Here is a 23,531-nt window from a genome sequence, read left to right on the forward strand (position 1 = left end):
ATGTTAAGAGGCCAAGTGCTCTAGGAAAGCGCCTCCCGGAATTCGCGCCGGAACCTCCGCCGTCACCCGGTGTTCCGCAGACCCGCGGCGACGCCGTTGATCGTGATTAGCAGCGCACGCTGGAGCCGCTCGTCGATCTCCCGCTCGCCGGGCCGCCCGGCGTCGGCCGTGCTCTCCCTGATGCGCCGAAGGAGCTCGACCTGCAGATAGCTGATGGGGTCGAGGTACTGGTCGCGGATTTCGAGGGTGCGCTTGAGGGTCGGCGCTGCCTCGAGCAGGTCCCGCTCCCCCGTCAGACGCTCGACCTCGGCGACGGTCAGCTCGTACTCGTCCCGGATGTCCTCGAAGATGTGGTGCAGTTCCTTGGGCACGAGCGAGGAGACGTAGTGCGACGCGATCTCGAGATCGGTCTTCGCGAGCGTCATCTCGACATTCGAGATGACGGACTGGAAGAACGGCCACCGCTCCTGGAGCTCACGCAGTTCGGCGTCCTTCCCGGCCTCCCGCGCGGCGCGCAGACCGGAGCCGACGCCGAACCAGCCCGGGATGATCTGGCGGGACTGGGTCCAGCCGAACACCCAGGGGATCGCCCGGAGGCCGCCGAGCCCGGCGCCTGAATCGGGGCGCTTCGACGGGCGGGAACCGATGTTCAGCTGCCCGAGCTGCTCCACGGGAGTCGACGTCACGAAGTACGCCGGCAGGTCCGGATCGTCGATGAGCTTGCGGTACCGCTCGAACGCCGCGTCCGAGATGAGGTCCATGAGCTCGCCGTAGCGCTCGCGCTCGTCGACGGTCGTGCGCGGGGCGCGGTGCAGTGCCGAGGCGCGCATGACGGCGGCGAGGGAGAGTTCGAGGTTCTCCCGCGCGAGCTCGGGCAGCGAGTACTTGTCGCTGATGACCTCGCCCTGCTCGGTGAACTTGATCTCGCCCTCGAGCACGCCGTTGGGCTGGGCCATGATCGCGTCGTACGTCGGGCCGCCGCCTCGCCCAACCGAGCCACCGCGGCCGTGGAAGAGGCGGAGCCGCACGCCGTGCCGCGCGGCCACATCGCGGAGCTTGCGCTGCGTCTTGTGGATTTCCCACTGGCTAGTGAGCACGCCGGACTCCTTGTTGGAGTCCGAGTAGCCGAGCATGACCTCCTGCACGTCGCCCCGGAGCCGGACGATCTCGCGGTAGGCAGGCTCGGAGAGGAGCTGGTCGATGATCTCGGCGGAAGCGCGGAGTTCGTCGACGGTCTCGAGCAGGGGCGCGAAGCCCACGTGCGCGTAGGGCGCCTCGCCGAACAGCCGCACGAGGCCGGCCTCGCGGGCGAGCAGCGCAGGCGCGAGAACGTCGTCGGCGCCGCGCGTCATGGACACGATGTACGTCTCGATGACGTCAGGACCGTAGACGCGGCGGGCCTGCCGGATCACGCGCATCGTCTCGTACACGCGGGCCGCGTGCCCGGGGAGCTCGACGGGATGGCCGGACAGAGGACGGCGGCTGCCGAGCTCGAGCGCGAGGACGCGCCTGCGCTCGTTGCGCGGGAGGTCGAGGTAGGGCCGCGAGAGCTCGCCGAGCGGATCGAGGAGCAGGCCGACTGCCTCGTGGTGGTAGTCCGCGTGCTCGCGGATGTCGACCGTCGCAAGGTGCAGCCCGAACGAGGCGACGACGCGGCGCACGGTGGCCAGCGCGCCGTCGGCCACCAGCTGTGCCGCGTGCTCGCGGAGGGAACGGTCCAGCACGGCGAGGTCCTCGGCGAGCTGCGAGGTCGCGGCGTAGTCGCGGCCCGGCTCGTGGGGAGTGGCCGCGGAGATGCGACGGCCCGTGTTGAGGAGCTTCGCCTTGATGCACGTGAGCTTGAGGCGATACGGCTCCTGTGCGTTGAGCTCGAGCACGCGCTTGTCGAGGCCGGGCAGCTTGGCGAGGTCGGCGTCGATCGATTCGAGCAGCTCCGGCTCGACGCCGGCGATCGCCGCCGAGTTGGAGAGCACGCTGATGAGCTCGTCGATGAGCTGGACGGCGATGCGGACCGCCTGCTGGCTCTGGAGCGCGAGGATCTCCCGGGTCACCTCGGGCGTGACGTTGGGGTTGCCGTCCCGGTCGCCGCCGATCCACGAACCGAATCGCAGGGGCGACGACGTCGAAGGCAGGATCGCGCCGTGCTCTGCGAGGAGGCCTGAGAGCTCGTCGAGCACCTCGGGCAGCGGCCCGCCGAGGATCTGGCCGAGGTAGTAGACGGCGTTGCGGGCCTCGTCGAGGGGCGTGGGGCGGACCTGCCGCAGCTCGTCGGTTTGCCACATCTGGTCGATGATCTCGGCGAGGCGGCGATCCTGGCGACGGCGGAGCTCGGTTCCCTCGGTCGAGGGCACCGAGAGGACCTTCGAGACGGCGCGCAGCTTGTCGAGCACGGACCGCCGGGACGCCTCGGTGGGGTGCGCCGTGAAGACGGGACGGACATCGAGCGACGCCGCGACCTCCTGGAGGATCTCCGGCCCCGCCTGCTCCGCGATGTCCCGCACCGCAGTCGCGAGCCAGCCCGAGTTCTCCGGGCGCGTTCCGAGCTCCCGCACGCGGTGCAGCTGCTCTGCGGCGTTCGAAAGGTGGAAGTAGAACGCGAAGGCGCGCACGAGCTCGGTCGCCTCGTCGATCGGCAGAGAGGCGAGGAGCTCGCGGACCTGCGCTGCGACGTCGGCCGCGTTCCATGGGCCGAGCGCGCCTGCGCCGCCGCGGGCCGCCTCCTTCGACTCCTTCGTGAGGAGCCGGACCTCCTCGACCAGGCGCAGGAGCTCGGGACCGTGCTGGCGGACGAGCGAGGCGCCGAGGAGCGTGGAGACCCGGCGGACGTCGGCGCGCAGCTCCGCGGCCGGCCCGGGGCCGGGCCCGTCGGACAGGGACGTCAGGTCATGCTCAGTGTGGGAAAACGGCATGCGGGACTCCATCGGGATCGGGGCTCGTACGCAACGCCGGATACCTTGAGCCGGAGGACTTTCTCAGCGCCCGAGACTACAGCAGCTAGCTCCGCGCCCGCCCCTGATGTCCGCATGCTGGCACCGGTCCGCAGGTTTGGATCCGCTTAGGGCGCTCAGGTAGGTTTTCGGGGGCGTGTCCGGGCGCCCGGCTGCTATGGGGATCAACAACTGCAGAGGCATGAATGCGTTTGGTACGCCAGCCTGATCGCTGCCCTGCGCGGCTCGCACGCCGTGTTCCCCGCTACCCTTAAGCAGTGATGAAATCCCCCCTCCCCGTGCGCGACGGCGTCAACGCGACGCGCCTTCGCCTGCCGTCGGAGGGGCCTTGGGACACTGCGCTCGACTACATGCTCCACCGCTGGGGGCACATCGACCCTGAGGGAATCCTCCCGAGGTTCGACGACGGCGAGATCGTCGGGGCGGACGGCGCACCGCTGCACCGGGCTACCCCGCTCGAAGAGCACACGTTCATCTGGTACTACCGGACGCTGCCGCGGGAGGAGCGGCTCCCTGTCGAGCTGTCCGTCCTCCATCGGGACGAGCACCTCGTCGTCGTCGACAAGCCGCACTTCCTCCCGACGACGCCCGGCGGGACCTACATCCAGGAGTCGGCCCTCGTCCGGCTCCGCAACGAGCTGGGGCTCCCCGACCTCGTTCCGATGCACCGCCTCGACCGGATGACCGCTGGCGTCCTCCTCTTCGCGGTGAACCCTGAGACTCGCGGCCGCTATCAGGTGCTGTTCGAGCGGCGCAAGGTGCAGAAGGAGTACGAGTGCGTCTCACGGGTCCGCAACCAGCAGCAATTCCTCGAGCAGTTCGCGGAACCCATCACGGTTCGAAACCGGATGGTGAAATCGCGGGATTATCTGCTCGCGAGCGTCGCCGAGGGCGAACCCAATGCGGAGACGCGTGTCAGCCTCCTCCGGCTGGACCGCTCGTCCGAGCAGCCGCGCGCGCTGTTCCGCCTCGAGCCCCACACCGGCAAGACCCACCAGCTGCGGGTCCACATGGCGGGCCTCGGCGCGGGGATCATGCACGATCCGTTCTACCCGATCCTGCTCGACAAGGCACCTGACGACTTCAGCCGCCCCCTGCAGCTCCTCGCCCGCGGGGTCCGCTTCCGCGATCCGATCACAGGCCACGAGACCGAATTCCGCAGCCGTCTGGAACTGCAGGAAGCGCCGCCATCCGACGGGTAACTTGACTGGCACTGTCACTGGCTCTACACGAATATTCACTAACCTTGCCGACGCCCGATCCAAGGGCATTGGCTCAATTCCACTTCTGGGCCACACTGGTCCCATGAGGATCGACATCGTCACCGGCGACATCACGACCCGGCGCGTCGACGCGATTGTGAATGCCGCCAACAGCTCCCTCCTCGGGGGCGGCGGCGTCGACGGCGCCATCCACCTCGCGGCAGGACCCGAACTGCTCGAGGCCTGCCAGGAGCTGCGCCGCAAGGACTACCGCGACGGCCTCCCCGTCGGACACGCGGTTGCCACCCCAGCCTTCCGCCTCCCGGCCCGATGGGTGATCCACACCGTCGGACCCAACTGGCACGCGGGCCAGCGCGACCCCGACCTCCTCCGCTCCGCCTTCTTCGAAAGTCTCACCCTCGCGGACAGCCTCGGCGCGACCTCCGTCGCCTTCCCCGCGATCTCTGCCGGGATCTACGGGTGGGACCCGCGCGTCGTCGCCCGTACCGCCGTCGATGCGGTGCGGGAAGCGGACACTCAGACGGTAGAGCTCGTCGAGTTCGTCCTCTTCAGCGAGGACATGGCGGACGTCTTCGTCGCCGCCGCCTGAGACCCTAGACCGGCACCCATTTCCCGCGCCGCTGCCGCAGGACGCGTAGCCTGCCCGTCGTCGCCACCTCGTCCACCGCCTCGTGCACCGCGAGAGCCGACGCCCACGCGGAGGCCGTCTCGTCGTCGTCGGACGCCGCCTCGACCAGGAAGCGCAGTGTGATCTGGGGGACGCCGCGGACGACGTCGAGCTGCGCAGCCTCGACGAGATGGCGGGACCCGAGCGCTTCCTGGGCCGCCTCCATGACGCGCTCCGGAGGCTGACCGGGGCGGAGCCCTGTGATTTGGAGGACAGCGCGGTAGCTTGGCATGCCGCCCAACGTATCCTGACTCGGTGACCCTCCAGAATTCCTTGCTGGGTTTCGCCGCGCTCGCTGCGCTCATCACGGTGATCCCCGGTACTGACACTGCTCTCGTTCTCCGCTACACCCTGAACCAGGGCCGCCGCCACGCCTACACGGCCGCGCTCGGGATGATCTCCGGCGCCTTCGTGTGGGGCGTCGCCGCTGCGACGGGGATCTCGGCGCTCCTGACGGTTTCGACCGTCGCCTACGACATCCTCCGGCTGGCCGGCGCGTTCTACATGGTCTGGCTCGCGGTGGGCTTGTGGCGCGCCTCGCTCAGGAAGCCGGCGCCGGGCACAGTGGACGACGGCGATGGGTCGCCGATCGTGGGCGGCTTCCCTCGTCTGGGCCACGAGCCGCTCGCCCGCACGTGGGCCAAGGGCCTGGTCTCGAACCTGCTCAATCCGAAGTACGGGATGTTCTGCATCGCGGTCATCCCCCAGTTCCTCGTCCCAGGCGTTCCGGCCGTGTGGATGGGCCTCATGCTCACTGTGGTCAGCAATGTCGAAGCGGTTGTCTGGTTCATCGCAATAGTCGCCGCGGCCCATTTCTTCCGAAAGTGGCTCGAAGGGCCGAAGTTCCGGAAGTGGATCGATCGCGTCACCGGAACGGTGCTCGGCGCGTTCGGAGTCGCGGCGGTGCTCGAGACGCGCGTGGCCGCATGACCGTCGCTCAGCGGCACAGGCGTCCCTCGACGGCATGACCGTCCGGCGTGCGGGACGGTCATGCCGTCGAGGGACGGTCGAGTCCTCAGGGGACGGTCAAACGCTCGAAGAACGCTTCACGTGCGGCCCTTGCAGCCACGGCCGAGCGGGGCCATCGTGGGTTCATGACGGACACTCTTGAGGGTTCCACCAACGAAACCGAACAACTCGCCCGCTGGCAGCGCTTCCGCGAGAACCGCAACAACGCCCTGGCCGAAGAGCACGGCTGGCTCACGCTCACGTCCCTCCAATGGCTCACCCCCGAGCCGTCGCCGGTCGAACTCGTCCCCGGCCTCTGGTCCACCTCGGAATCCGTAGGGCTCGAGACCGCCGTGCTCACGGCCCACGCGGAAGACGGCCTCGTCTTCGACGAGGAGGGCGACCCCGTGGACGGGACGTTCAGCGCGCACCTGTCCAACGAGGAATCGCTGAACTGGGTGCGCTACGGGACGATCGTCGTCGAACTCGCTATGCGCGGCGGCCGCTACGCCATCCGCACGCGCGACTCCGAATCACCCACGCGGACCGAATTCAGCGGCGTCCCGGTCTTCGACTTCGACCCGGAGTGGGTCCTCGAAGCCACGTGGGAGCCGTACCCCGAGCCGCGCGAAGTGCCGATCTCGACGGCGAATCCCCTCGTCGACGGCATCCACCGTTCGGCGGGCGAGGTCGTGTTCCGGCGGAACGGGCACGAGTATCGGCTCCAGGCCGAGCAGGGCAAGCTCGGCGATCTCACGATCACGTTCCACGACGAGACGAACGGCCGCACGACCGAGGACTGGCGCAAGGTCACCACCGCCCGCCCGCGCCCGAACGGCAGCGTCACCCTCGACTTCAACCGGAGCATCAACTACCCGAGCGCCTTCACGCCGTACGGGACGTGCCCGATGCCCGTGAGGGACAACTCGCTCGACCTCGCAGTCGAAGCCGGCGAAAAGATGCTCGACGACGGCGAGTAGGCCCTGGACGAGGCCGAGTAGCCGCTGGACGACGGCGAGTAGCCGGCCGGGCATCGCCCCCAGCTTGCGCCGTCACTCTCAGCTCGCGCCGCTCTCAGCTCGCGCCGTCACCCTTGCCTTGCGCCATCACTCTCAGCTCGCGCCGTCACCTTTGCAGGGTCCGCACCCTGCAAAGGTGACGGCGCGAGGGAGAGGAGCGACATGCGGGAACCGCAACGGGATGCGGCGGGCGGACCGCGCGACGGCGGGCGGACCGCGCGACGGCGGGCGGACCGCGCGACGGCGGGCGGACCCTTCGATGGCGGGCAGAGCGGGCAGGGAGAGAAGTTGGGCCGGGGCTACTTCGGTGCCATGCGGATCGCGCCGTCAAGCCGGATGGTCTCGCCGTTGAGCATCGTGTTGTCCACGATGTGGGCCACGAGGTTTGCGTACTCCCCCGGCCGCCCCAGCCGCGCGGGGTGCGGCACCTGCTGGCCGAGCGACGTTTGGGCTTCCTCAGAGAGCCCGGCCATCATGGGCGTCTCGAAGATCCCCGGGGCGATCGTGACGACGCGGATGAGCGAACGCGCGAGCTCCCGCGCGATGGGAAGTGTCATCGCGTGCACGGCGCCCTTCGAGGCGGAGTAAGCGGGCTGGCCGATCTGGCCCTCGAACGCGGCCACGGACGCGGTGTTGACGATCACGCCGCGCTCCGGGCCGCCGAGCTCCGTGCTCACCGGCTCGACTTGCACCATGGCAGCGGCAGCGAGGCGGAGCACGTTGAACGTGCCGAACAGGTTGACCCTCACGACCCGCTCGAACTGCTCGAGCGGCAGCACCCCGTCCCGCCCGAGCACTTTGCCCGGCGTCGCGATCCCCGCGCAGTTCACGACGATCCGCAGCGGCCCAGGCCCCGAGGCCTCGGACATCGCGAGGTCGACGGCGGCAGCGACCTGAGCCTCGTCCGTCACGTCCGCGGGGGCGAAGAGGACGGGCGGCCCTCCTCGGCGCGATGCACTGAGCTCCTCGGCGAACTCGGCGCCGCGGCTCCCCGGCAGGTCGGCGACGACGACGCCAGCCCCGCCGTCGTGCAGTCGGCGGGCGGTGGCAGCGCCAAGACCTGACGCACCGCCCGTGACAAGCGCCGTGGCACCAGCGAGATCCATGGGTCCTCCCGATTCAGAATGAAATCAAGTTCAGCGTGAACGCGTTCGGTTAATGGTGACTAACCGGCCCCATCCTAACGGTCCGAGTGAGGCCCGTCACGCATGCCTATCAGCTTCTCTCGTCCGGAACTGCTTGCCTCAACTGGAACCGGGGCCTCCCGAAGGCCACTGGGCTAGCGTGGTGGGGTGAGCACTCCCGAGACTGCGGCCGCACGCGCGAGCGCCGCCGCTGAGAGCGTAACCTCATCGTTCGGGCATCAGCCCCTCCGTGTCCGGGGCACGTGGCTTGCGTGGGTGCAGGATCCCCATCGGCGCCTTCAGCTTCCGTGGAGCGAGTGGCATTACTGGTGGCAGGCCCATCTGCTCGACTGCCTCATTGACGCCGCCGAGCGCGAAGCGGAAGGGGGCGACGCGGCCCGAGCCGGCGCTCTCCAGTGGCTCGCCCTCGCCCAGCGGCATCTGCGGGGGATCCGGCTCCGGAACTTCGGCCGGTTCCCCAATATGTTCTTCGACGACATGGCCTGGCTCGCCCTCGCCTCCCAGCGCGCGGAGGCTCTCTCGCGGAAGCTCACGGGCCACGGCCTCCCGCCTGCCGGCACGGCAGTACGGGAACTCGGGCGCCGCCTCGTGGCCGGCGATACGGACGACCTCGGCGGAGGCATGTTCTGGAACACCCGCCGCCAGTACAAGAACACCGCGACGACCGGACCTGGCGCCCTGTTCTTCGCTCGCGCAGGCGACCGTGGACGGGCCCAGACGCTCGTGGGCTGGCTCTACGAGACACTCTTCGACCCCGAGCAGGGCCTGTTCCTCGACGGCATCCACGTCCCCGGCAAGGGCGAACCCAAGATGAGCCCGGAGCCCCGCCTCACCCGGGACATCTGGGCGTACAACCAGGGAACGGTCTTGGGTGCCCTACTCGCGCTCGGAGACGCTGGGGACACGGGTCACGGGGAAGCAAGTCTCGGGTACGCGAACAACCGGCCCGAGGACCCAGCGTCGACGAACCTCGAGCGTGCTGCCGCGCTCGTCGACGCCGTGGATCGGGAGCTCACCGTCGTCGTCGCCACGCCAAGCGGGGGGGCGCCCGGCGGGGCATCGCCAACCGGGGAACATGAGCCGGAAATCCGGGTCCTCAAAGCCCACGGCGGCGGCGACGGTGGCCTCTTCATGGGGATCCTCGCCCGCTATCTCGGAATCGCCGCCATCGACCCCCGGCTTCCCGTGCGGACGCAGGCCACGGCAGCGCGTCTCGTCACAGACACTGCCGAAGCCCTCTGGCAGGGCCGCGATGAACGGCCAAGGCCCGGCAGCCAGCCGCACCTGGTCTTCCCCGCCCACCCCGGTGAGCTCGCGTCGTCGTCGTACCCGCGGGGGCAGGGCGAGCCCGTCGAACTGTGCACCCAAGTGCAGGCCTGGACGGTGCTCGAGGCTGCCCACCGAGTCACAAAGGGCAATTAGGTCACTTCGAAATTGCGTAATTGAAGTGATTTGCGTCACAATTAGGCCAGAATCGGCCTGAGGTTAGGTGTGGCTAACCTACAGTCGTTCTCGGAGGCAGGAGCCTCCACCCTCGACGTCGAAGCCTCACCGCGCCCTTCGGGCTGGCCCTCGTGTGCCGGCCCCCAAAAAGCTACGAAAGGACCTTCTGTGAAGATCCGTTCCCAGGCCCTCGCGGGCATCGCGATCGCCGCGGTTGCTGCGCTCGGCCTCTCGGCGTGCGGCAGCTCGCCAAGCTCGTCCGGTTCGGCGGGGGCCACCGGCGGCCCGACAGACACCATCACGGTCTACAACGCTCAACACCAAGAGCTCACACAGGCATGGGTGGATGCCTTCACGAAGCAGACCGGCATCAAGGTCAACATGCGCAACGGCGACGACACCGAGATGGCCCAGCAGATCGTCCAAGAGGGGAGGAACTCCCCCGCCGACGTCTTCCTCACCGAGAACTCCCCGGCGATGAGCGCGGTGGAGAACGCGGGACTCCTCGGAAGCCCCGGCTCGGAGGCGCTCGCGAACGTGCCGCAGGCCTACCGCCCGTCGACGGGCAAGTGGGTCGGCATCGCGGCACGCTCGACGGTCCTCGCCTACAACAAGACGAAGGTCAAGGCGGCCGACCTCCCGAAGTCGATCATGGACCTCGCCGATTCCTCGTGGAAGGGCCGCTGGGGCGGGGCGCCGGCGGGCGCCGACTTCCAGGCCATCGTCTCCGCGATGCTCCAGCTCAAGGGCGAGAGCGCGACCCTCGACTGGCTCAAGGCCATGAAGACCAACGCGAAGACGTACCAGAGCAACAGCACGGCAATGAAGGCCGTCAACGCGGGTGAGATCGACGCCGCCATCATCTACCACTACTACTGGTTCGGCGATCAGGCGAACACCGGCGAGAACTCGAAGAACGTCGGCCTGTACTACTTCAAGAACCAGGACCCGGGCGCGTTCGTCTCGGTCTCCGGCGGTGGGGTACTCGCCTCGAGCAAGCACCAGACGGCGGCGCAGAAGTTCCTCGCGTTTGTGACCAGCGCAGATGGGCAGAAGATCCTGCAGACGGGCTCGTCGTTCGAATACCCCGTCGGCTCTGGCGTTGCGGCGAACCCGAAGCTCACGCCGCTCCAGGAACTGCAGGCGCCGGCCGTCGACCCCGCGAAGCTCAACTCCCAGCAGGTCACCGACCTCATGACTCAGGCAGGACTGCTCTAGGCCTTGTTGCAGACCACAACTACGCCGGCAAGCCGGAGACCCTCAGCGGACGGAGGCACGCGCCTCCGCCCGCTGAGGGCTTTCCGCGCCCGGTCTCGACGGATCCGATCCCTGCCGTGGACCGTGCTGGTCCTGAGCATCCTCATCGGCGCCCTCTCGCTCGTGCCGCTCGGCTTCGTCGTCGCCATGACCATCGCAACTGGCTGGGACACCGCGATCGCGCTCATCGTGCGGCCGCGGGTCCTTGAGCTGCTCGGCAACACCGTCTGGCTCGTGGTCATCACTGTGCCGCTGTGCCTCGTGATCGGGGTCGGGGGCGCGTGGCTCGTCGAGCGCACGAGACTCCGGGCCCATCGCGTCTGGGCGGTGCTGCTCGCCGCCCCGCTCGCGATCCCCGCCTTCGTGAACGCCTATTCGTGGGTCTCCGTGGTCCCCTCGATGGCCGGACTCGGCTGGGGCGTCTTCATCGCGACGCTCTCCTACTACCCCCTCGTCTACATCCCGGCAGCGGCCACGCTCGCTCGCCTCGACCCTGCGCTCGAGCAATCGGCGGCCTCCCTCGGCCTCGGGCCGTGGAAGGTCTTCTTCCGCGTCGTCCTCCCGCAGCTCCGGATCGCCGTCGCAGGGGGCGCGCTCCTCGTCGGCCTGCACCTCCTCTCCGAATACGGCGCCTTCGCGATGATGCGCTTCGACACGTTCACGACGGCGATCATGGAGCAGTACCGCTCGACCTTCAACGGCTCCGCAGGCAACATGCTCGCGAGCGTGCTCGTTGCCCTGTGCCTGGTCATGCTCGTCATCGAGGCCCGCGCCCGCGGCAATGCCCGCTACGCGAAGCTCGGCTCCGGCTCGCAGGCCGCCCCGACCCGGGCGCGCCTCGGCGCTTGGGAACTGCCCGCCCAGCTGGGGCTCCTCGGTCTCGCGATCGTGGCCCTCGGAGTCCCGCTCGCCGTCATCGGGCGTTGGCTCCTCGAGGGCGGGGCGAAGATCTGGGAGACCGCCGACCTCGCCTCGGCTCTCGGCCAGAGCCTGTGGCTCGGTCTCCTCGGCGCGCTCGCAGCGACGGCGGCGGCCTTCCCGCTCTCGTGGCTCGCCGTCAGGTACGCAGGGTGGCTGAGCAAGTCGCTCGAGCTCGCCAACTACATCACGAGCTCGATGCCCGGCATCGTCCTGGCCCTCGCGTTCGTGACCGTTGCGTTGCGGGCCATCCCGGACATCTACCAGAGCACGCTCCTGCTGGTCATCGCGTACGTGCTGCTGTTCCTCCCGCGCGCGCTCGTGAGCCTGCGGGCCGGGCTCGCCCAGGCGCCGAAGGAACTCGAAGAGGCCGCGCGGGCCCTCGGGCGCCGCCCCGCAGCAGCCTTCTTCCGGGTGACCCTGCCGCTCGCAGCCCCCGCGGCGGCCGGCGGTGCAGCGCTCGTCTTCCTCGCCGTCCTGAATGAACTCACGGCGACCCTCCTGCTCGCCCCGACGGGCACGTCCACCCTCGCGACCCAGTTCTGGAACCTCTCGAGCGGTATCGACTACACGGATGCCGCGCCCTACGCGCTGCTCATGATCCTGCTCTCCGCACCCATGACCTACCTGTTGTTCCAGCAGTCCAAGAAGGCGGCCGGCCAGTGACCGAACAGAGTCCCACCCCCACTTCGGCCTCGCGCCTCCCCGAGCCGCGGGTCGCGCGGTCCATCGCGGACACCGCGAACCATCACCTCGAGATCGACGAGGTCACGAAGACATTTGGGCGGCAGCAGGTCCTCAAGGGCATCAACCTGCACGTCGCGCGGGGGGGCACGACGGCGATCGTCGGGCCGTCCGGGTCAGGCAAGACGACGCTCCTGCGTCTCATCGCCGGCTTCGAGGCGCCCGACACGGGGCAGATCATGCTTGGCGGGCGGGTTGTCGCCGGCGACACATGGGTGCCAGCGCACCGGCGGAACATCGGCTACGTGGCCCAGGACGGGGCCCTGTTCCCCCACCTGACGGTGGGCCAGAACATCGCGTTCGGGCTCGACAAGGCGCACGGCGGATCGCGCAAGCAGATCGCGGCGCGGGTCGAGGAGCTCCTCGACATGGTCGCCCTTGACGGCTCGTACGCGAAGCGCCGCCCCCACGAGCTCTCGGGCGGGCAACAGCAGCGCATCGCCCTTGCGCGCGCCATGGCCCGGCGCCCTGAGGTCATGCTCCTCGACGAGCCGTTCTCAGCGCTCGACGCCGGCCTGCGCGTCGCGACCCGGCGTGCGGTCGCGAAGGTGCTCGCCAAAGCCGGGGTCACCACGATCCTCGTGACCCACGACCAAGCCGAGGCCCTAAGCTTCGCCGATCAGGTCGCCGTCATGCGCGGCGGGAAGCTCGCCCAGATCGGCAACCCCTTCGTCGTGTACACGCGGCCCGCGGACCGCGCGACCGCGGAGTTCCTCGGCGACGCCGTCATCCTCGACGCCTGGCTCGAAGGCAGCCTCGCGATGTGCTCCCTCGGGCCGGTCCCCGTGCGCCACCCCACCGCCCAAGGCCACGTTCAGATCATGCTGCGGCCCGAGCAAATTCGAATTGCAGCGGAATCGCCCATTCATGGGACCGTACTCGATTGGGACTATTTCGGCCCCGAATCGTCGGTGCGGATCAAGCTCGCCGACCGCCCCTGGGACCAGCCCGTTCACCCGGGAATGCCCGGAGGGGGCGAAATCATCACGATCCGCCACTGGAACGCCGCAATGGCGCGCAAGGGCATGGACCTCGCGCTGAAGGTCATCGGAGAAGGCGTGGCATTCCCGCTGGGGGAACCGTCGACGGGCGTGAGCACGCTCGCGGAGTGAGCGACCTCAGCCGCCCCAGACGTCGCCGGCGAGGAGCCGGGCTGCCTCGGCGCGGGCGTGCTCGTCGGCCAGTCCGGCCTTCCGGAGATCGGCCATGAGCCGCTCCCACAGGCGCAGGGAGGACAGCTCGTGCCGTTCCGGCCGGAGGACTCGGAAGCGGCCCCTCTCCGAGTTGGCGCGCGAAGACTTCTGTTCGGACCGGGGGGTGGATGAGCTGGCACCTTGTGCTCTGGAGCGCATTGCTGTTCCCGTCAATAGCGACGATGGCACGCCGCCGTGCCTGCCCCGCTGCTTGAGAAGTCCCTCAATGATCGCGCATAATTCGCCTTCTGAAAACTGCCTCTGCTCCTTTCCCGAGCGGCCCCTTTCTCGCCCGGCGCCTTTCACTCTCGCTAGGCTATTCCCCGTGACTGAATCGAAGGCCTCGCGTTGGGTCCAGAGCTCGGAACTCACCCGTTATCGTCTGGCCCCCAATCCCGGGCCGATGAGTCTCGACGGGACGAATTCCTATGTCATCTCGGGCGAATTCTCCCAGGTGCCGCAGAAGATTCCCGGCCAGGAGATGCCCGGCCAGGCGGGCGTCGTCGTCGTCGATCCCGGCCCCCTCGAGGCGACCCATCTCGGCGAGCTCGCGGCGGCCGGACGCGTGGAGCTCGTGCTGATCACACACCACCACTCGGATCACACCGAGGGCGCGGAGGAGTTCCACCGCATCACGGGCGCCCCCGTCCGGGCGCTCGACGCGTCGCTGTGCTTCGCCGCGCCGCCGCTCGCCGACGGCGAGGTCATCGAGGCCGCGGGAGTCCGGATCGAGGTGCTCGCGACCCCCGGCCACACAGCAGACTCGGTGTCCCTGCTCCTCCCCGACGACGGCGACGAGGGGTCAGTGCTCACGGGCGACACGATCTTGGGCCGCGGCACAACGGTCATCGCCTACCCCGACGGCCGGCTGGGGGACTATCTCGCGTCGCTCCGGCGCCTCGAAGCACTCGGGCCGAAGACGGTGCTCCCCGCGCACGGCCCTGTCCTGCCCGACCTCGGGGACATCGTGCGGGCGTACGCCGCGCACCGCGAAGAGCGGCTTGCCCAGATCCGCGAGGCCCTCGCGAGCCTCGGAGCGGAGGCCCCCGTCGGCGCCGTGACCGACGTCGTCTACGCCGATGTCGAGACGTCGGTGCGCCGCGCGGCCGAGACCTCCGTCGCGGCCCAGCTGGACTACCTCCGCGGCTGGGCCTGAGCGCGTCTACACCACGCTGAGAAGCGCCCTCACCACACCGAGAAGCGCCGGAATTCCCCGGTCGCGGGCCCAATGGACGCCTCGACCCCCTCCACGCGGCCCGGAGTGTCTCCGGACTGGAGCCACTTGAGGAACTGCTCGACGTCGTCGAGATTTCCCTCCGCCACGATCTCAACGGTCCCGTCCAGCCTGTTGCCGGCGCTGCCCACGAGCCCCAGCCTGTCGGCCTCGCCTCGCGTCCAGTAGCGGAATCCGACCCCTTGGACCATTCCCTTGACCGTCGCGTGAAGCCGCGCCTCGGGTACGTGTGGCATGAGAACTAGCTCCTCTCGGTGCGTGGCTTCTGGGGGTGGATTGTCTCGCCGCGAGCCAGCATGTCCACAAAGTCCGCGATCTTTCTGGCCCGCGTCTCCGGCTTCTTCACGGATTCCGTCCGGTAAATGAGCGCATAGCGATTCACCGCCGTCAACTGTTCGAACATCTCCTGGGCGGCAGGGTTCGCCGCAATCGCCGCGGCGAGATCCTCTGGCACCTCGGCAGAAGCCTGGCCCGCGTACGCCGCCTCCCAGCGCCCGTCGGCCTTCGCAGCACGGACGACGGCGCGGCCTGCCTCCGTCATGAGGCCAGCCTTCTCGAGGCGTTCGATATTGGCCACGTTGAGCTTCGACCACTTGCTCTTCGGCCCCCGCGGCGTGAACCGCGTGACGTAGCTGCCCTCGTCGCGACGACCGATCTGCCCGTCGACCCATCCGAAGCACAGGGCGTGATCGAGGGCCTGCTCGTAGGTCAGCCCAGTCACGGACCCACCCTTCTTGTGCTGCACGAGCCACACGCCCGGGCTCGTGGCATGGTTCTCCTCGAGCCAAGCCCGCCAGGCAGCGGCGTCGGGAAGGAGCAGCTCGGGCAACTCTGCGGCCATGGTGAAAGGGTAGCGGGGCCCAGGCGTCACCGCGTCTAGCCGGAGGACCATCCCTTCTTCCTGCCGGTGGACGTGCCTCCGGGGGCGCCTGACCTGACCACTCCTGCTCACGTCGGCCCCGCCGTCATCGGGGACATCGCGGACTGGATGCTGTAGAAACTTACCTATGGCAGTGCGCACACCCGACCCCTACCCTGGCTGGCTCTCCCCTGAGGATCTCTACGAAGCCAGGAATCGCCTGCCGATGCTCTACGTCGAGGCGGTACCGGTGCGCCTCGATCCTCTCGGCTATGTCAACGAGGTCGGCCTGCTCCTCCAGGCGGACGACGAGGGCAACATGATGCGCACCCTCGTCTCGGGCCGTGTCCTCTACAAGGAGACCATCCGTGCGGCGCTCCTCAGGCACCTCGAGAAGGATCTCGGGCCCCTCGCGCTCCCGCAGCTCCCGGTCAGCCCGGTTCCGTTCACCGTCGTCGAATACTTCCCCTCGCCGTCCCAGACCGGCTTCACCGACGAGCGGCAGCACGCTGTCGCCCTCGCGTACGTCATCCCAGTGGCGGGCGAATGCCAGCCGCGTCAGGACGCCCTCGAGCTCACGTGGATGTCGCCGGCCGACGTGCTGAGCGGGCCGGTGCAGGCCGAGTTCATGGGAGGGCGCGGAGAGCTCGTGCGGCAGGCTCTGGCCTTCGCCGGCGTGTCGGCCTGATCCTGCTCCGGCTTGCCGAACACTGATCATGCGCCGTTGGCTGGGACGTCGGGCGCGCCTCGGAGGGACCGTTACCGGACCTTTATAGACTGGGCCGCGGACCGACAGCGACTTGGAGGACTCCGCCATGCAGTACCGCCCAGATTCTGAGCCCAGCGGGTCGAACCCCCACGCGCTCGAGCACTTCCGATCGATCGACGCCTCCGAGCTGCGGCCTGGGCAACGGCTCGTGCTTCCGGACGGTGAGGGCACGGCCGAGATCATCGAGATCGACACGGTCCTCGACGACTACGACAACCCGGCCCTCTACTTCGCGATCCTCGACAACCACCTCAACCTGCGTGTCGCGCACGGCACGTCCGCCCGGATCGTCGCCGCGCGTCCGAGCCGGCCCGCCGACCTCCTGTTCTCCGGGCCGGCGGCCACGGGGGCTGAGAAGGCGGGGGCTGAGACGGCAGGGCGCGAGACGGCGAAGCCTGCTTCCGCGGGTGCGAAGGGCGCCGATGCTCACCAGGACAAGGGCCCGTTCGACCCTGCCTACGCTGCGATCTGGGGCGGCGAGACCGCCGACGACGATCTCCGGGCAAAGGCTGAGGGTCGCCACTTCCAGAGCTACCCTCTGGGCGGCGCGGGTCAGACGGACGACGACGGCGGCCCGACTGGGTCCGGGACCGGCGACGACGAGAACAGGGCCGGAACGACGGCCGCCGGTGCGGCCAGCTCCGATCCCACCGAGGCCGAAGGCGACGAACCCGAGCAGCCCGAGACGACCATCACGCTCGACACTGGTGACGTCGTCGTCGTTCCCGGAAAGGCGCGCCCCTCGACGGGCGGACCCTCGGCGGCCCAGCTCCAACTGATCCCGCAGCTCGAGGGGCATCCCGAGGACCTGATCCGGCACATCGACGCCGTGCACCCCGGCCGCCACGCGATCCACGAGCTGTGCGAGCGGCTCGCGAAGGGCATCAACACGAAGTCGGGCGCCTGCCTCCAGGATCTGCGGGAGCTCGCGTACGAGCTCTACGTGAGCCAGAACGACCCCGAGAACGCGCAGAAGGTCGCGGACCTCCTCACCGTCGTGCCGTTCGACGGCAATCCAGGACGTTGGGCGTCGGTCGAGTCCGGTCTCGCTCTAGCCGCCCACCTCTCCCGCGAGCGGGGCGAGGATGCGCGCTCGGCCGTCTACTCTGAGCTGCTGCGCGCGCCGGAGACCGCGGAGAAGGACCCGTTCCGCGCCCAGATGGCTGCCCGCGTCCGGCAGCGCACGCTCAACGAGCCCAACCTCTACGACAAGGAGGTCTCCCGGGCAGCAGAAACCGGCGACGAGGCGGAGGAGCGCAGCTGGCGGATCCTGCGGCTCGACACGCTGCTGCATCTGCGCGCGCATGGGGGTTCGGAAGCGTTCGACGGCGCCGAGCTCGATCGCCGGATCAAGATCGAGCTGGACGCCATCAAGCACTGACGTGTGGCCCCGCGGCTCTTGCCGGGGGCCACGCTGTGCGGCTCAGGGCACGGGTGAGGGGCCGCCGGGCTCCGCGAAGCCGTGCTGCATCTGCTCGATCTGCGCGACCTTGGGGTCGGTCTCGTCCGCACCGTAGTCCGAAGGCCGCGTCATGTCGGTGCCCCGCGGGACCTTGAACGCGCGGAGCACGAGAGTGAGCACGACGGCGACGGCCAGATTCAGCACGAACGCCGAGATCGCGATGTACACGCTGATGTTCGTCCCCGGGATGTTGGCCAACGATCCGCCGAAGTGGGCGTGCGTCGTCGGGTTCAGGACGTCGTACGCCGTCCAAGTGCCGAAGACGATGCCCGCGGCCCAGCCGATGAGCAGCGCCCACCGGTCGAACCACCGCGTGTACAGGCCGGCAACGACCGCCGGGAACGTCTGGAGGATCCAGACGCCGCCGAGGAGCTGGAAGTTGATGGCCGTCGTCTGGTCCAGGGTGAGGACGAACACGAGCGCGCCGATCTTCACGAGGAGCGAGACGATCTTCGAGACGTTCGCCTCCGTCTTCGGGTTCACGTCAGGGCGGAAGAAGTCCCGGTAGATGTTGCGCGTGAACATGTTCGCCGCGGCGATCGACATGATGGCCGCCGGGACGAGGGCACCGATCGCGATCGCGGCGAGCGCGATACCCGCGAACCATGACGGGAAGGCGTCGAGGAACAGCTGCGGAATCACAAGCTGGGGGTTGACCGAGCCGTTCAGGTCGATCGGCTTCGTCCCCGCCTTGATCGCCACGAAGCCGAGGAGCGCGAGGAATCCCAGCATGAGCGAGTACAACGGCAGGATCGCGGCGTTGCGCCGGATCGTGTTGCGCCCCTTCGAGGCGAGGACGCCCGTCACGGAGTGCGGGTACATGAACAGCGCCATCGCCGAGCCCAGCGCGAGCGTCCAGTAGGCCGAGTAGTTCGTGGGGCTCGGGATGAACACGCCGGCCGGCTTGCCCGTGGCCGGGCTGATCGCCGTGAGCTTGGTCTGCGCCGCGCCGAAGATCGTGTCCCATCCGCCCAGCTTGATCGGCAGGTAGATGACAGCCACGATGATCGCGAGATAGATCAGCAGGTCCTTGACGACGGCGATCATCGCAGGAGCGCGCAGACCCGACGTGTAGGTGTACGCGGCCAGCACGACGAACGCGATGATGAGCGGGAGATCCGTCAGGAAGGCGTTCTGCGAGCTTCCGAGACCGAGGACCGTGAGGACGGCCTTGATGCCGACGAGCTGGAGCGCGATGTACGGCATGGTCGCGACGATGCCTGTGACGGCGATGGCGAGCGAGAGCGACCGGCTTCCGTAACGGCCGCCGACGAAGTCCGCTGCCGTGACGTAGCCGTGGCGGTGCGACACCGACCACAGACGGCTCATGATGATGAAGATGATCGGGTAGAGCACGACGGTGTACGGAACCGCGAAGAAGCCGCTCACGGCGCCGGTCGCCCACATGGCTGCGGGCACAGCGACGAACGTGTAGGCGGTGTAGAGGTCGCCGCCGAGCAGGAACCACGTGATCCAGGTTCCGAAACCACGGCCGCCGAGGCCCCACTCGTCAAGGCTATGGAGGCCTGTGGCTTCCGCGCTCCGCCGCCAGCGTGCCGCCATGAAGCCCATGACGGCGACGATCACGAAGAGCACGATGACAATGATGAGCGCAACCCAGCTGATCGGACGTGTCATGCCCGCTCACCCCCCTCGAAGCCAGCCGCGGCGCCCCGAGCCTCCCGACGCCGTCGTCTGTCCTCGGTGGTGACGAGCCAGTAGGCGAAGCTGCTCAGGATCGCCGAGATCGGCACCCACAGCAGCTGGTACCAGTAGAAGAAGGGCATTCCGCCGAGCCGCGGCTGGTCGAACGAATACAGCTGCGGAATGAGTGGGATCACGATCGCTGCCGCCAGCAGGATTCCCGCTATGACGTACGGGAGCGGTCGAGCGGGACCTCTTGTCGGAGTATCCCTCGTGAGCCGATCACGGCCCCGGCTCCCGTTTCCTTTGGGGACGGCAGGGATGGGGCGCTGGTCGGGCGCGGGATTTTCTTGACCGGACATCAGGACCTCCTTGTCATCCCGTCCGGCCGTTCCCCGAGCATTCGGGAAAATCAGCTGGGCGGAGGCGCATATGTCTGTCCCCCCGCCGTCTTTGTACCGCAGTTTGACGTGGTCGGGAAGAGGCCGCGCCGCTTCCGACTAGGAACGCCTGCCGACTGGCTCAGCTCAGGGAGCTGAGCGAGCCCTCGATCTGCTTGAAGAGAATCGCCGGCCCGTTCGGATTGGGCAGCTGTGTGTTGATGAGGATGGCCACGGTCATGCCGGTGCTCGCCTGGTACATCGTGAGGGACTCGTAGCCGAGACCCGTGCCGGTGTGGCCCCACCACCCATCGACCTCGCCGGCCGCGAGGCCGTAGGCGTCGTACTCCGGGCTTTGGGGGTCGTCGGCGCCTGGATTCGAAATCGCCGAAAGCCGTTGCTGCTGGACGGAGGCCGGCAGGAACTGGCCCGAGCCGAGCGCTGTTCCCCAGCGGAGGAGGTCGCCGATGGTCCCGAAGAGGCCTCCGGAGGCGCTATACAGCGAGGGGGTGACTTGGGCGAGGCTCTCGAGGTTCGAATCACTGTCGATCTCGTAGGGAGTCGCGACAGGCGGCGCCGGATCACTCGACCCCGAGTAGGCGACGGAGCTGAGGCCGAGGGGCGTGAGGAGCCGCGACTGGACTTCCTGGTCCCACGAGTTGCCCGTGACGGCTTGGATCACCTTGCCGAGCAGCACGAAATTCGTGTTGCTGTATTCGTAGTCGCTTCCCGGCGCGAAATCGAGGGGCTGGGCGAACGCGTAGCCAAGCAGTTGGTCGTCCGTGAACGGCGCGGTGTAATCCGTATTGAGCTGATCCGAGAAGCCTTGGGTTCCGGAGAACTCCGGCAGGCCCGTCCGCATCTCGAGAGCTTCGCGGACCGTGATCTGGTCGCCCACCGCGGAGCCGTTGTACTGAACGGACGAGACATCGGGGACGTAGCGGGAGACGGCGTCGTCGAGGCTGAGCTTTCCCTCCGACGCGAGCTGGAGGACCACTGTGCCGACAAAGCTCTTGGTGATGCTGCGGAACGCGGAGCGGGTGTCGGTGGACCATGAGACGCCGTCTGCCGCGTTGCCCTGAGTGGTCACATAGCGCGCTGTACCGCCCGACGACGAAGAGCCGCCTGTCGAGACCGCAACCGCGATTCCCGCCGCCCCCTGATCTGAGAGGAACTGCGAGACGATGTCGGAGATCTGGGACGGCATCTGCTGCCACGCGGGCGCACCCGGCTGGTCGCCCTTGGCTGCCGCCTGCTGGGCTGGGGAGCCAGACGTCGGATGCGCGGTGCTCTCGGCGGACGCGGGCGGTTGGGGGAGGAGGTTCGACGTGTGGCCGCGCAGAGCGCTTGCGCTGGTGATTCCGGCCGTCCCCACGGCGATCAGAAGGACTGTCCCTACAGTGCCGACGATGAGCCGACGACGCCGGACACGAGCCGACCTGCCGAGAACGCCTTCGAACGGGAGCCTGGAACGACGAGGACCGCCCGAGTGCTTCATGGGTCCTCCTGCTCGACCTGAGCGTCCTCAGGCTTACTCGTCAATCTGTGTGCCAGATTAGGAGAAGTCTCTGTGCATTCACTGTGGGAACGCCCAGCGAGCGCCCAGCGCAGAGTTCGGGTGGGGGTACGGCAGACTGGTGGGGTGCCGAATTCCCATCCTCGCCAGTCTGAGTTCTCTTTCCGTGTCGACAAGCCCTTGGTGGCGCACGACGGCGCTCGCACCCTTGGCAGGACTGGCACCATGACGACGCCGCACGGCGAGATCCGGACGCCCGCCTTCATCGCTGTGGGCACCAAGGCGACCGTCAAGGCGGTGCTCCCCGAGTCGATCCGCGAGTTGGGCGCGCAGGCCGTGCTCGCGAACGCCTACCACCTGTACCTCCAGCCGGGCCCCGAGATCCTCGACGAGGCCGGTGGCCTCGGGAAGTTCATGAACTGGTCAGGGCCCACGTTCACCGACTCCGGCGGCTTCCAGGTCATGAGCCTCGGCTCGGGCTTCAAGAAGGTCATCGACATGATGTCCGTGGACGCCTCCGGTCCCGACGATCCCGGACGGGAGCACCCCGATCGAGACCGGGCGGTCGCGCCCGGAAAGGAACGCCTCGCGCACATTGACGAGGACGGGGTCTGGTTCACGAGCCACCTCAACGGCGACAGGCATCGCTTTTCGCCCGAGATCTCCATGAATGTCCAGCACCAACTCGGAGCAGACATCATGTTCGCATTCGACGAGCTCACGACACTGCAGAATTCGCGCGGGTACCAGGAAGAATCGCTCGAGCGTACACGCCGGTGGGCCGAGCGCTGCGTGGCCGAGCACTTCCGCCTCACTGACGAGCGGAGTCAGCGGCCGTATCAGGCCCTCTTCGGCGTGATCCAAGGGGCCCAGTACGAGGATCTGCGGCGGAAGGCGTGCCGAGACCTCGGGGCCATGCCGTTCGACGGCTTCGGGATCGGCGGCGCCCTCGAGAAGGAGAACCTCGGAACCATCGTCGCCTGGTGTTCGGAGGAGCTTCCCGAGGACAAGCCGAGGCATCTCCTCGGCATCTCGGAGCCCGACGACATCTTCGCCGCCATCGAGGCCGGCGCGGATACCTTCGACTGTGTCTCCCCGACCCGCGTCGCCCGCAACTCGGCGTTCTACACGCCAGATGGGCGGTTCAACCTTTCCGGCGCCAAGTACCGGAAGGACTGGGGGCCACTCCAGGACGGCTGCGACTGCTACACCTGCCAGAACTACTCGCGCGCGTACATCCGCCACCTCTTCAAGGCCAAGGAGATGCTCTCCCACACCCTCATCTCGATCCACAACGAGCGGTTCGTGGTCCGAATGGTCGACGACGCACGCAACGCCATCGAGGACGGCACCTTCTGGGATTTCAAGGAGGAGACTCTCGGCCGCTACTACGCGGCTAAGCGCTGATCCCTTCCTCATGTGCCCTGCTCTCACCCGCCCGGAAACGCCTCTTTCGCAATCGCGCTGAGCAACGGGCGGAGCAGCACATGGCGCTCCCATTTCGCGTGCGGTCAAGGAACGGACTCCGGCACCAGAGATCGGCGCAGAAGCGGATCCGTGCAAGGAGACGCTCTGAAACGAGGGCCATCGCGGCAGGCACAAGCCGGGATGCAAAACGTCCTGCCACGTCCCCTCGGTTCGTGTGTACCGTCAAGCAACCGTCACTGTTCAAGGCAGGAATCAGCGAATAGTCCAGCGCGATCAGGGTGAGGCGGCTGCAGACATCGGCACCCTGATCGCCAAAAAGGGCCTCGCAGAGCCGCTCGCGGAGTTCACGAATCGCGTCAAGGTCAGAATCACCCGGGACCGGACACCACAGCGGGTCCTCGCCATGGGCGTCGTCCCGGTCCGAGGCGCCGGCAATAATCTCCGCGAGCGTGGACGCGCGCGGAATCTCAAGTCCCGCACGCTCCCCGATCCGCCGGATCTCGTTGAGGTAGTTCAGCCCGTCATGCCCCAGAAACTGCGGCGAGGTTGCCATGAGCTCCAACAGCGCGGCCGCCGGGTCCGCTTCTCCAGTCCGTTCCATCCATGCAGCATGCCAAGGCCCACCGACAAAACAATCCGGAGCGGGGCACTAGGCTGAACCGGCTGCCCATACGCCTGCATGCCCGGCGCGCCCCGCATGCCCTTGCGTGCCCCGCATGCCCTTGCGTGCCCAG

General features: G+C 68.3%; 21 protein-coding genes. 12 read left to right on the forward strand and 9 right to left on the reverse strand.

Annotated elements, in window-relative coordinates:
• Positions 1–62: 62 nt before the first annotated feature.
• On the reverse strand, positions 63–2,909 hold the full coding sequence (gene ppc / locus L0M17_RS18210; RefSeq protein ID WP_241055806.1) for a phosphoenolpyruvate carboxylase: 2,847 nt from the start codon (positions 2,907–2,909) through the stop codon (positions 63–65).
• A 299-nt stretch (positions 2,910–3,208) separates the two neighbouring features.
• On the opposite strand from ppc, the gene L0M17_RS18215 reads away from it, so the two are divergent.
• Together L0M17_RS18215 and L0M17_RS18220 are read left to right on the forward strand one after the other, a co-directional pair.
• Positions 3,209–4,150 (forward strand): pseudouridine synthase, encoded by a 942-nt coding sequence (locus L0M17_RS18215; RefSeq protein ID WP_241056501.1) that lies wholly within the window; start codon positions 3,209–3,211, stop codon positions 4,148–4,150.
• 103 nt (positions 4,151–4,253) lie between these two features.
• Positions 4,254–4,760, forward strand: coding sequence for an O-acetyl-ADP-ribose deacetylase (locus tag L0M17_RS18220; protein WP_241055807.1), 507 nt, complete (start codon positions 4,254–4,256; stop codon positions 4,758–4,760).
• Positions 4,761–4,764: 4 nt separating this feature from the next.
• Here L0M17_RS18220 and L0M17_RS18225 read toward each other — a convergent pair whose 3' ends face one another.
• The gene (locus L0M17_RS18225; RefSeq protein WP_241055808.1) at positions 4,765–5,070 is read right to left on the reverse strand and encodes a hypothetical protein; all 306 of its coding nucleotides are present in this window, start codon (positions 5,068–5,070) and stop codon (positions 4,765–4,767) included.
• Positions 5,071–5,093: 23 nt separating this feature from the next.
• Here L0M17_RS18225 and L0M17_RS18230 point away from each other — a divergent pair, with 23 nt between their 5' ends.
• On the forward strand, positions 5,094–5,768 hold the full coding sequence (locus L0M17_RS18230) for a LysE family translocator (protein WP_241055809.1): 675 nt from the start codon (positions 5,094–5,096) through the stop codon (positions 5,766–5,768).
• A gap of 164 nt (positions 5,769–5,932) precedes the next feature.
• Complete coding sequence (locus tag L0M17_RS18235; RefSeq protein ID WP_241055810.1) at positions 5,933–6,766, forward strand: DUF1684 domain-containing protein; 834 nt, start codon at positions 5,933–5,935, stop codon at positions 6,764–6,766.
• A gap of 338 nt (positions 6,767–7,104) precedes the next feature.
• Here L0M17_RS18235 and L0M17_RS18240 read toward each other — a convergent pair whose 3' ends face one another.
• A complete protein-coding gene (locus tag L0M17_RS18240) occupies positions 7,105–7,911 on the reverse strand; it encodes an SDR family NAD(P)-dependent oxidoreductase (RefSeq protein ID WP_241055811.1) in 807 nt (268 codons plus the stop codon).
• A gap of 186 nt (positions 7,912–8,097) precedes the next feature.
• On the opposite strand from L0M17_RS18240, the gene L0M17_RS18245 reads away from it, so the two are divergent.
• From L0M17_RS18245 to L0M17_RS18265, 5 genes are all read left to right on the forward strand, one after another.
• Positions 8,098–9,372 carry a glycoside hydrolase family 76 protein gene (locus tag L0M17_RS18245; protein WP_241055812.1) on the forward strand — a complete coding sequence of 425 codons (1,275 nt, stop codon included), beginning with the start codon at positions 8,098–8,100 and terminating at the stop codon, positions 9,370–9,372.
• Positions 9,373–9,561: 189 nt separating this feature from the next.
• Positions 9,562–10,611, forward strand: a complete 1,050-nt coding sequence (locus L0M17_RS18250) for an iron ABC transporter substrate-binding protein (RefSeq protein ID WP_241055813.1) — start codon at positions 9,562–9,564, stop codon at positions 10,609–10,611.
• Between the two features lie 123 nt (positions 10,612–10,734).
• A complete protein-coding gene (locus L0M17_RS18255) occupies positions 10,735–12,234 on the forward strand; it encodes an ABC transporter permease (RefSeq protein WP_241055814.1) in 1,500 nt (499 codons plus the stop codon).
• Positions 12,231–13,424 (forward strand): ABC transporter ATP-binding protein, encoded by a 1,194-nt coding sequence (locus L0M17_RS18260; protein WP_241055815.1) that lies wholly within the window; start codon positions 12,231–12,233, stop codon positions 13,422–13,424. The genes L0M17_RS18255 and L0M17_RS18260 overlap by 4 nt, the downstream gene beginning before the upstream one ends.
• A gap of 406 nt (positions 13,425–13,830) precedes the next feature.
• Positions 13,831–14,661 (forward strand): MBL fold metallo-hydrolase, encoded by an 831-nt coding sequence (locus L0M17_RS18265; protein WP_241055816.1) that lies wholly within the window; start codon positions 13,831–13,833, stop codon positions 14,659–14,661.
• Positions 14,662–14,690: 29 nt separating this feature from the next.
• On the opposite strand, the gene L0M17_RS18270 is transcribed toward L0M17_RS18265, so the two are convergent.
• Together L0M17_RS18270 and L0M17_RS18275 are read right to left on the reverse strand one after the other, a co-directional pair.
• Positions 14,691–14,975 (reverse strand): acylphosphatase, encoded by a 285-nt coding sequence (locus tag L0M17_RS18270; RefSeq protein WP_241055817.1) that lies wholly within the window; start codon positions 14,973–14,975, stop codon positions 14,691–14,693.
• Positions 14,976–14,980: 5 nt separating this feature from the next.
• A complete protein-coding gene (locus L0M17_RS18275) occupies positions 14,981–15,580 on the reverse strand; it encodes a YdeI/OmpD-associated family protein (protein WP_241055818.1) in 600 nt (199 codons plus the stop codon).
• Between the two features lie 166 nt (positions 15,581–15,746).
• Here L0M17_RS18275 and L0M17_RS18280 point away from each other — a divergent pair, with 166 nt between their 5' ends.
• Positions 15,747–16,286, forward strand: a complete 540-nt coding sequence (locus L0M17_RS18280; protein WP_241055819.1) for an NUDIX hydrolase family protein — start codon at positions 15,747–15,749, stop codon at positions 16,284–16,286.
• Between the two features lie 127 nt (positions 16,287–16,413).
• Positions 16,414–17,748 (forward strand): DUF6707 family protein, encoded by a 1,335-nt coding sequence (locus tag L0M17_RS18285; protein ID WP_241055820.1) that lies wholly within the window; start codon positions 16,414–16,416, stop codon positions 17,746–17,748.
• Positions 17,749–17,790: 42 nt separating this feature from the next.
• On the opposite strand, the gene mctP is transcribed toward L0M17_RS18285, so the two are convergent.
• The 3 genes from mctP to L0M17_RS18300 all read right to left on the reverse strand — a co-directional run bounded on the left by mctP (position 17,791) and on the right by L0M17_RS18300 (position 21,351).
• Entirely contained in the window at positions 17,791–19,467 is a 1,677-nt protein-coding gene (mctP, locus tag L0M17_RS18290; RefSeq protein ID WP_241055821.1) for a monocarboxylate uptake permease MctP, read from the reverse strand.
• On the reverse strand, positions 19,464–19,835 hold the full coding sequence (locus L0M17_RS18295; RefSeq protein ID WP_241055822.1) for a DUF3311 domain-containing protein: 372 nt from the start codon (positions 19,833–19,835) through the stop codon (positions 19,464–19,466). The genes mctP and L0M17_RS18295 overlap by 4 nt, the downstream gene beginning before the upstream one ends.
• Positions 19,836–19,995: 160 nt before the next feature.
• Positions 19,996–21,351, reverse strand: coding sequence for a serine hydrolase domain-containing protein (locus L0M17_RS18300; protein ID WP_241055823.1), 1,356 nt, complete (start codon positions 21,349–21,351; stop codon positions 19,996–19,998).
• Positions 21,352–21,471: 120 nt separating this feature from the next.
• Between L0M17_RS18300 and tgt the strand changes: the two genes are divergently transcribed.
• Positions 21,472–22,776, forward strand: coding sequence for a tRNA guanosine(34) transglycosylase Tgt (tgt, locus tag L0M17_RS18305; RefSeq protein WP_372498076.1), 1,305 nt, complete (start codon positions 21,472–21,474; stop codon positions 22,774–22,776).
• On the opposite strand, the gene L0M17_RS18310 is transcribed toward tgt, so the two are convergent.
• Positions 22,766–23,350, reverse strand: coding sequence for a CGNR zinc finger domain-containing protein (locus tag L0M17_RS18310; protein ID WP_241055824.1), 585 nt, complete (start codon positions 23,348–23,350; stop codon positions 22,766–22,768). The two genes, tgt and L0M17_RS18310, sit on opposite strands and share 11 nt — an antisense overlap.
• Positions 23,351–23,531 lie beyond the last annotated feature (181 nt).

The sequence above is a fragment of the Sinomonas terrae genome (assembly GCF_022539255.1).
GTDB classification, from domain to species: domain Bacteria; phylum Actinomycetota; class Actinomycetes; order Actinomycetales; family Micrococcaceae; genus Sinomonas; species Sinomonas terrae.

Excerpts from the sequence above, each read along its gene's own strand:
- ppc (WP_241055806.1), bottom strand. The coding sequence starts at position 2,909 with ATGCCGTTTTCCCACACTGAGCATGACCTGACGTCCCTGTCCGACGGG.
- L0M17_RS18215 (WP_241056501.1), top strand. The coding sequence starts at position 3,209 with ATGAAATCCCCCCTCCCCGTGCGCGACGGCGTCAACGCGACGCGCCTT.
- L0M17_RS18220 (WP_241055807.1), top strand. The coding sequence starts at position 4,254 with ATGAGGATCGACATCGTCACCGGCGACATCACGACCCGGCGCGTCGAC.
- L0M17_RS18225 (WP_241055808.1), bottom strand. The coding sequence starts at position 5,070 with ATGCCAAGCTACCGCGCTGTCCTCCAAATCACAGGGCTCCGCCCCGGT.
- L0M17_RS18235 (WP_241055810.1), top strand. The coding sequence starts at position 5,933 with ATGACGGACACTCTTGAGGGTTCCACCAACGAAACCGAACAACTCGCC.
- L0M17_RS18240 (WP_241055811.1), bottom strand. The coding sequence starts at position 7,911 with ATGGATCTCGCTGGTGCCACGGCGCTTGTCACGGGCGGTGCGTCAGGT.
- L0M17_RS18270 (WP_241055817.1), bottom strand. The coding sequence starts at position 14,975 with ATGCCACACGTACCCGAGGCGCGGCTTCACGCGACGGTCAAGGGAATG.
- L0M17_RS18275 (WP_241055818.1), bottom strand. The coding sequence starts at position 15,580 with ATGGCCGCAGAGTTGCCCGAGCTGCTCCTTCCCGACGCCGCTGCCTGG.
- L0M17_RS18280 (WP_241055819.1), top strand. The coding sequence starts at position 15,747 with ATGGCAGTGCGCACACCCGACCCCTACCCTGGCTGGCTCTCCCCTGAG.
- L0M17_RS18285 (WP_241055820.1), top strand. The coding sequence starts at position 16,414 with ATGCAGTACCGCCCAGATTCTGAGCCCAGCGGGTCGAACCCCCACGCG.
- mctP (WP_241055821.1), bottom strand. The coding sequence starts at position 19,467 with ATGACACGTCCGATCAGCTGGGTTGCGCTCATCATTGTCATCGTGCTC.
- L0M17_RS18295 (WP_241055822.1), bottom strand. The coding sequence starts at position 19,835 with ATGTCCGGTCAAGAAAATCCCGCGCCCGACCAGCGCCCCATCCCTGCC.
- L0M17_RS18300 (WP_241055823.1), bottom strand. The coding sequence starts at position 21,351 with ATGAAGCACTCGGGCGGTCCTCGTCGTTCCAGGCTCCCGTTCGAAGGC.
- L0M17_RS18310 (WP_241055824.1), bottom strand. The coding sequence starts at position 23,350 with ATGGCAACCTCGCCGCAGTTTCTGGGGCATGACGGGCTGAACTACCTC.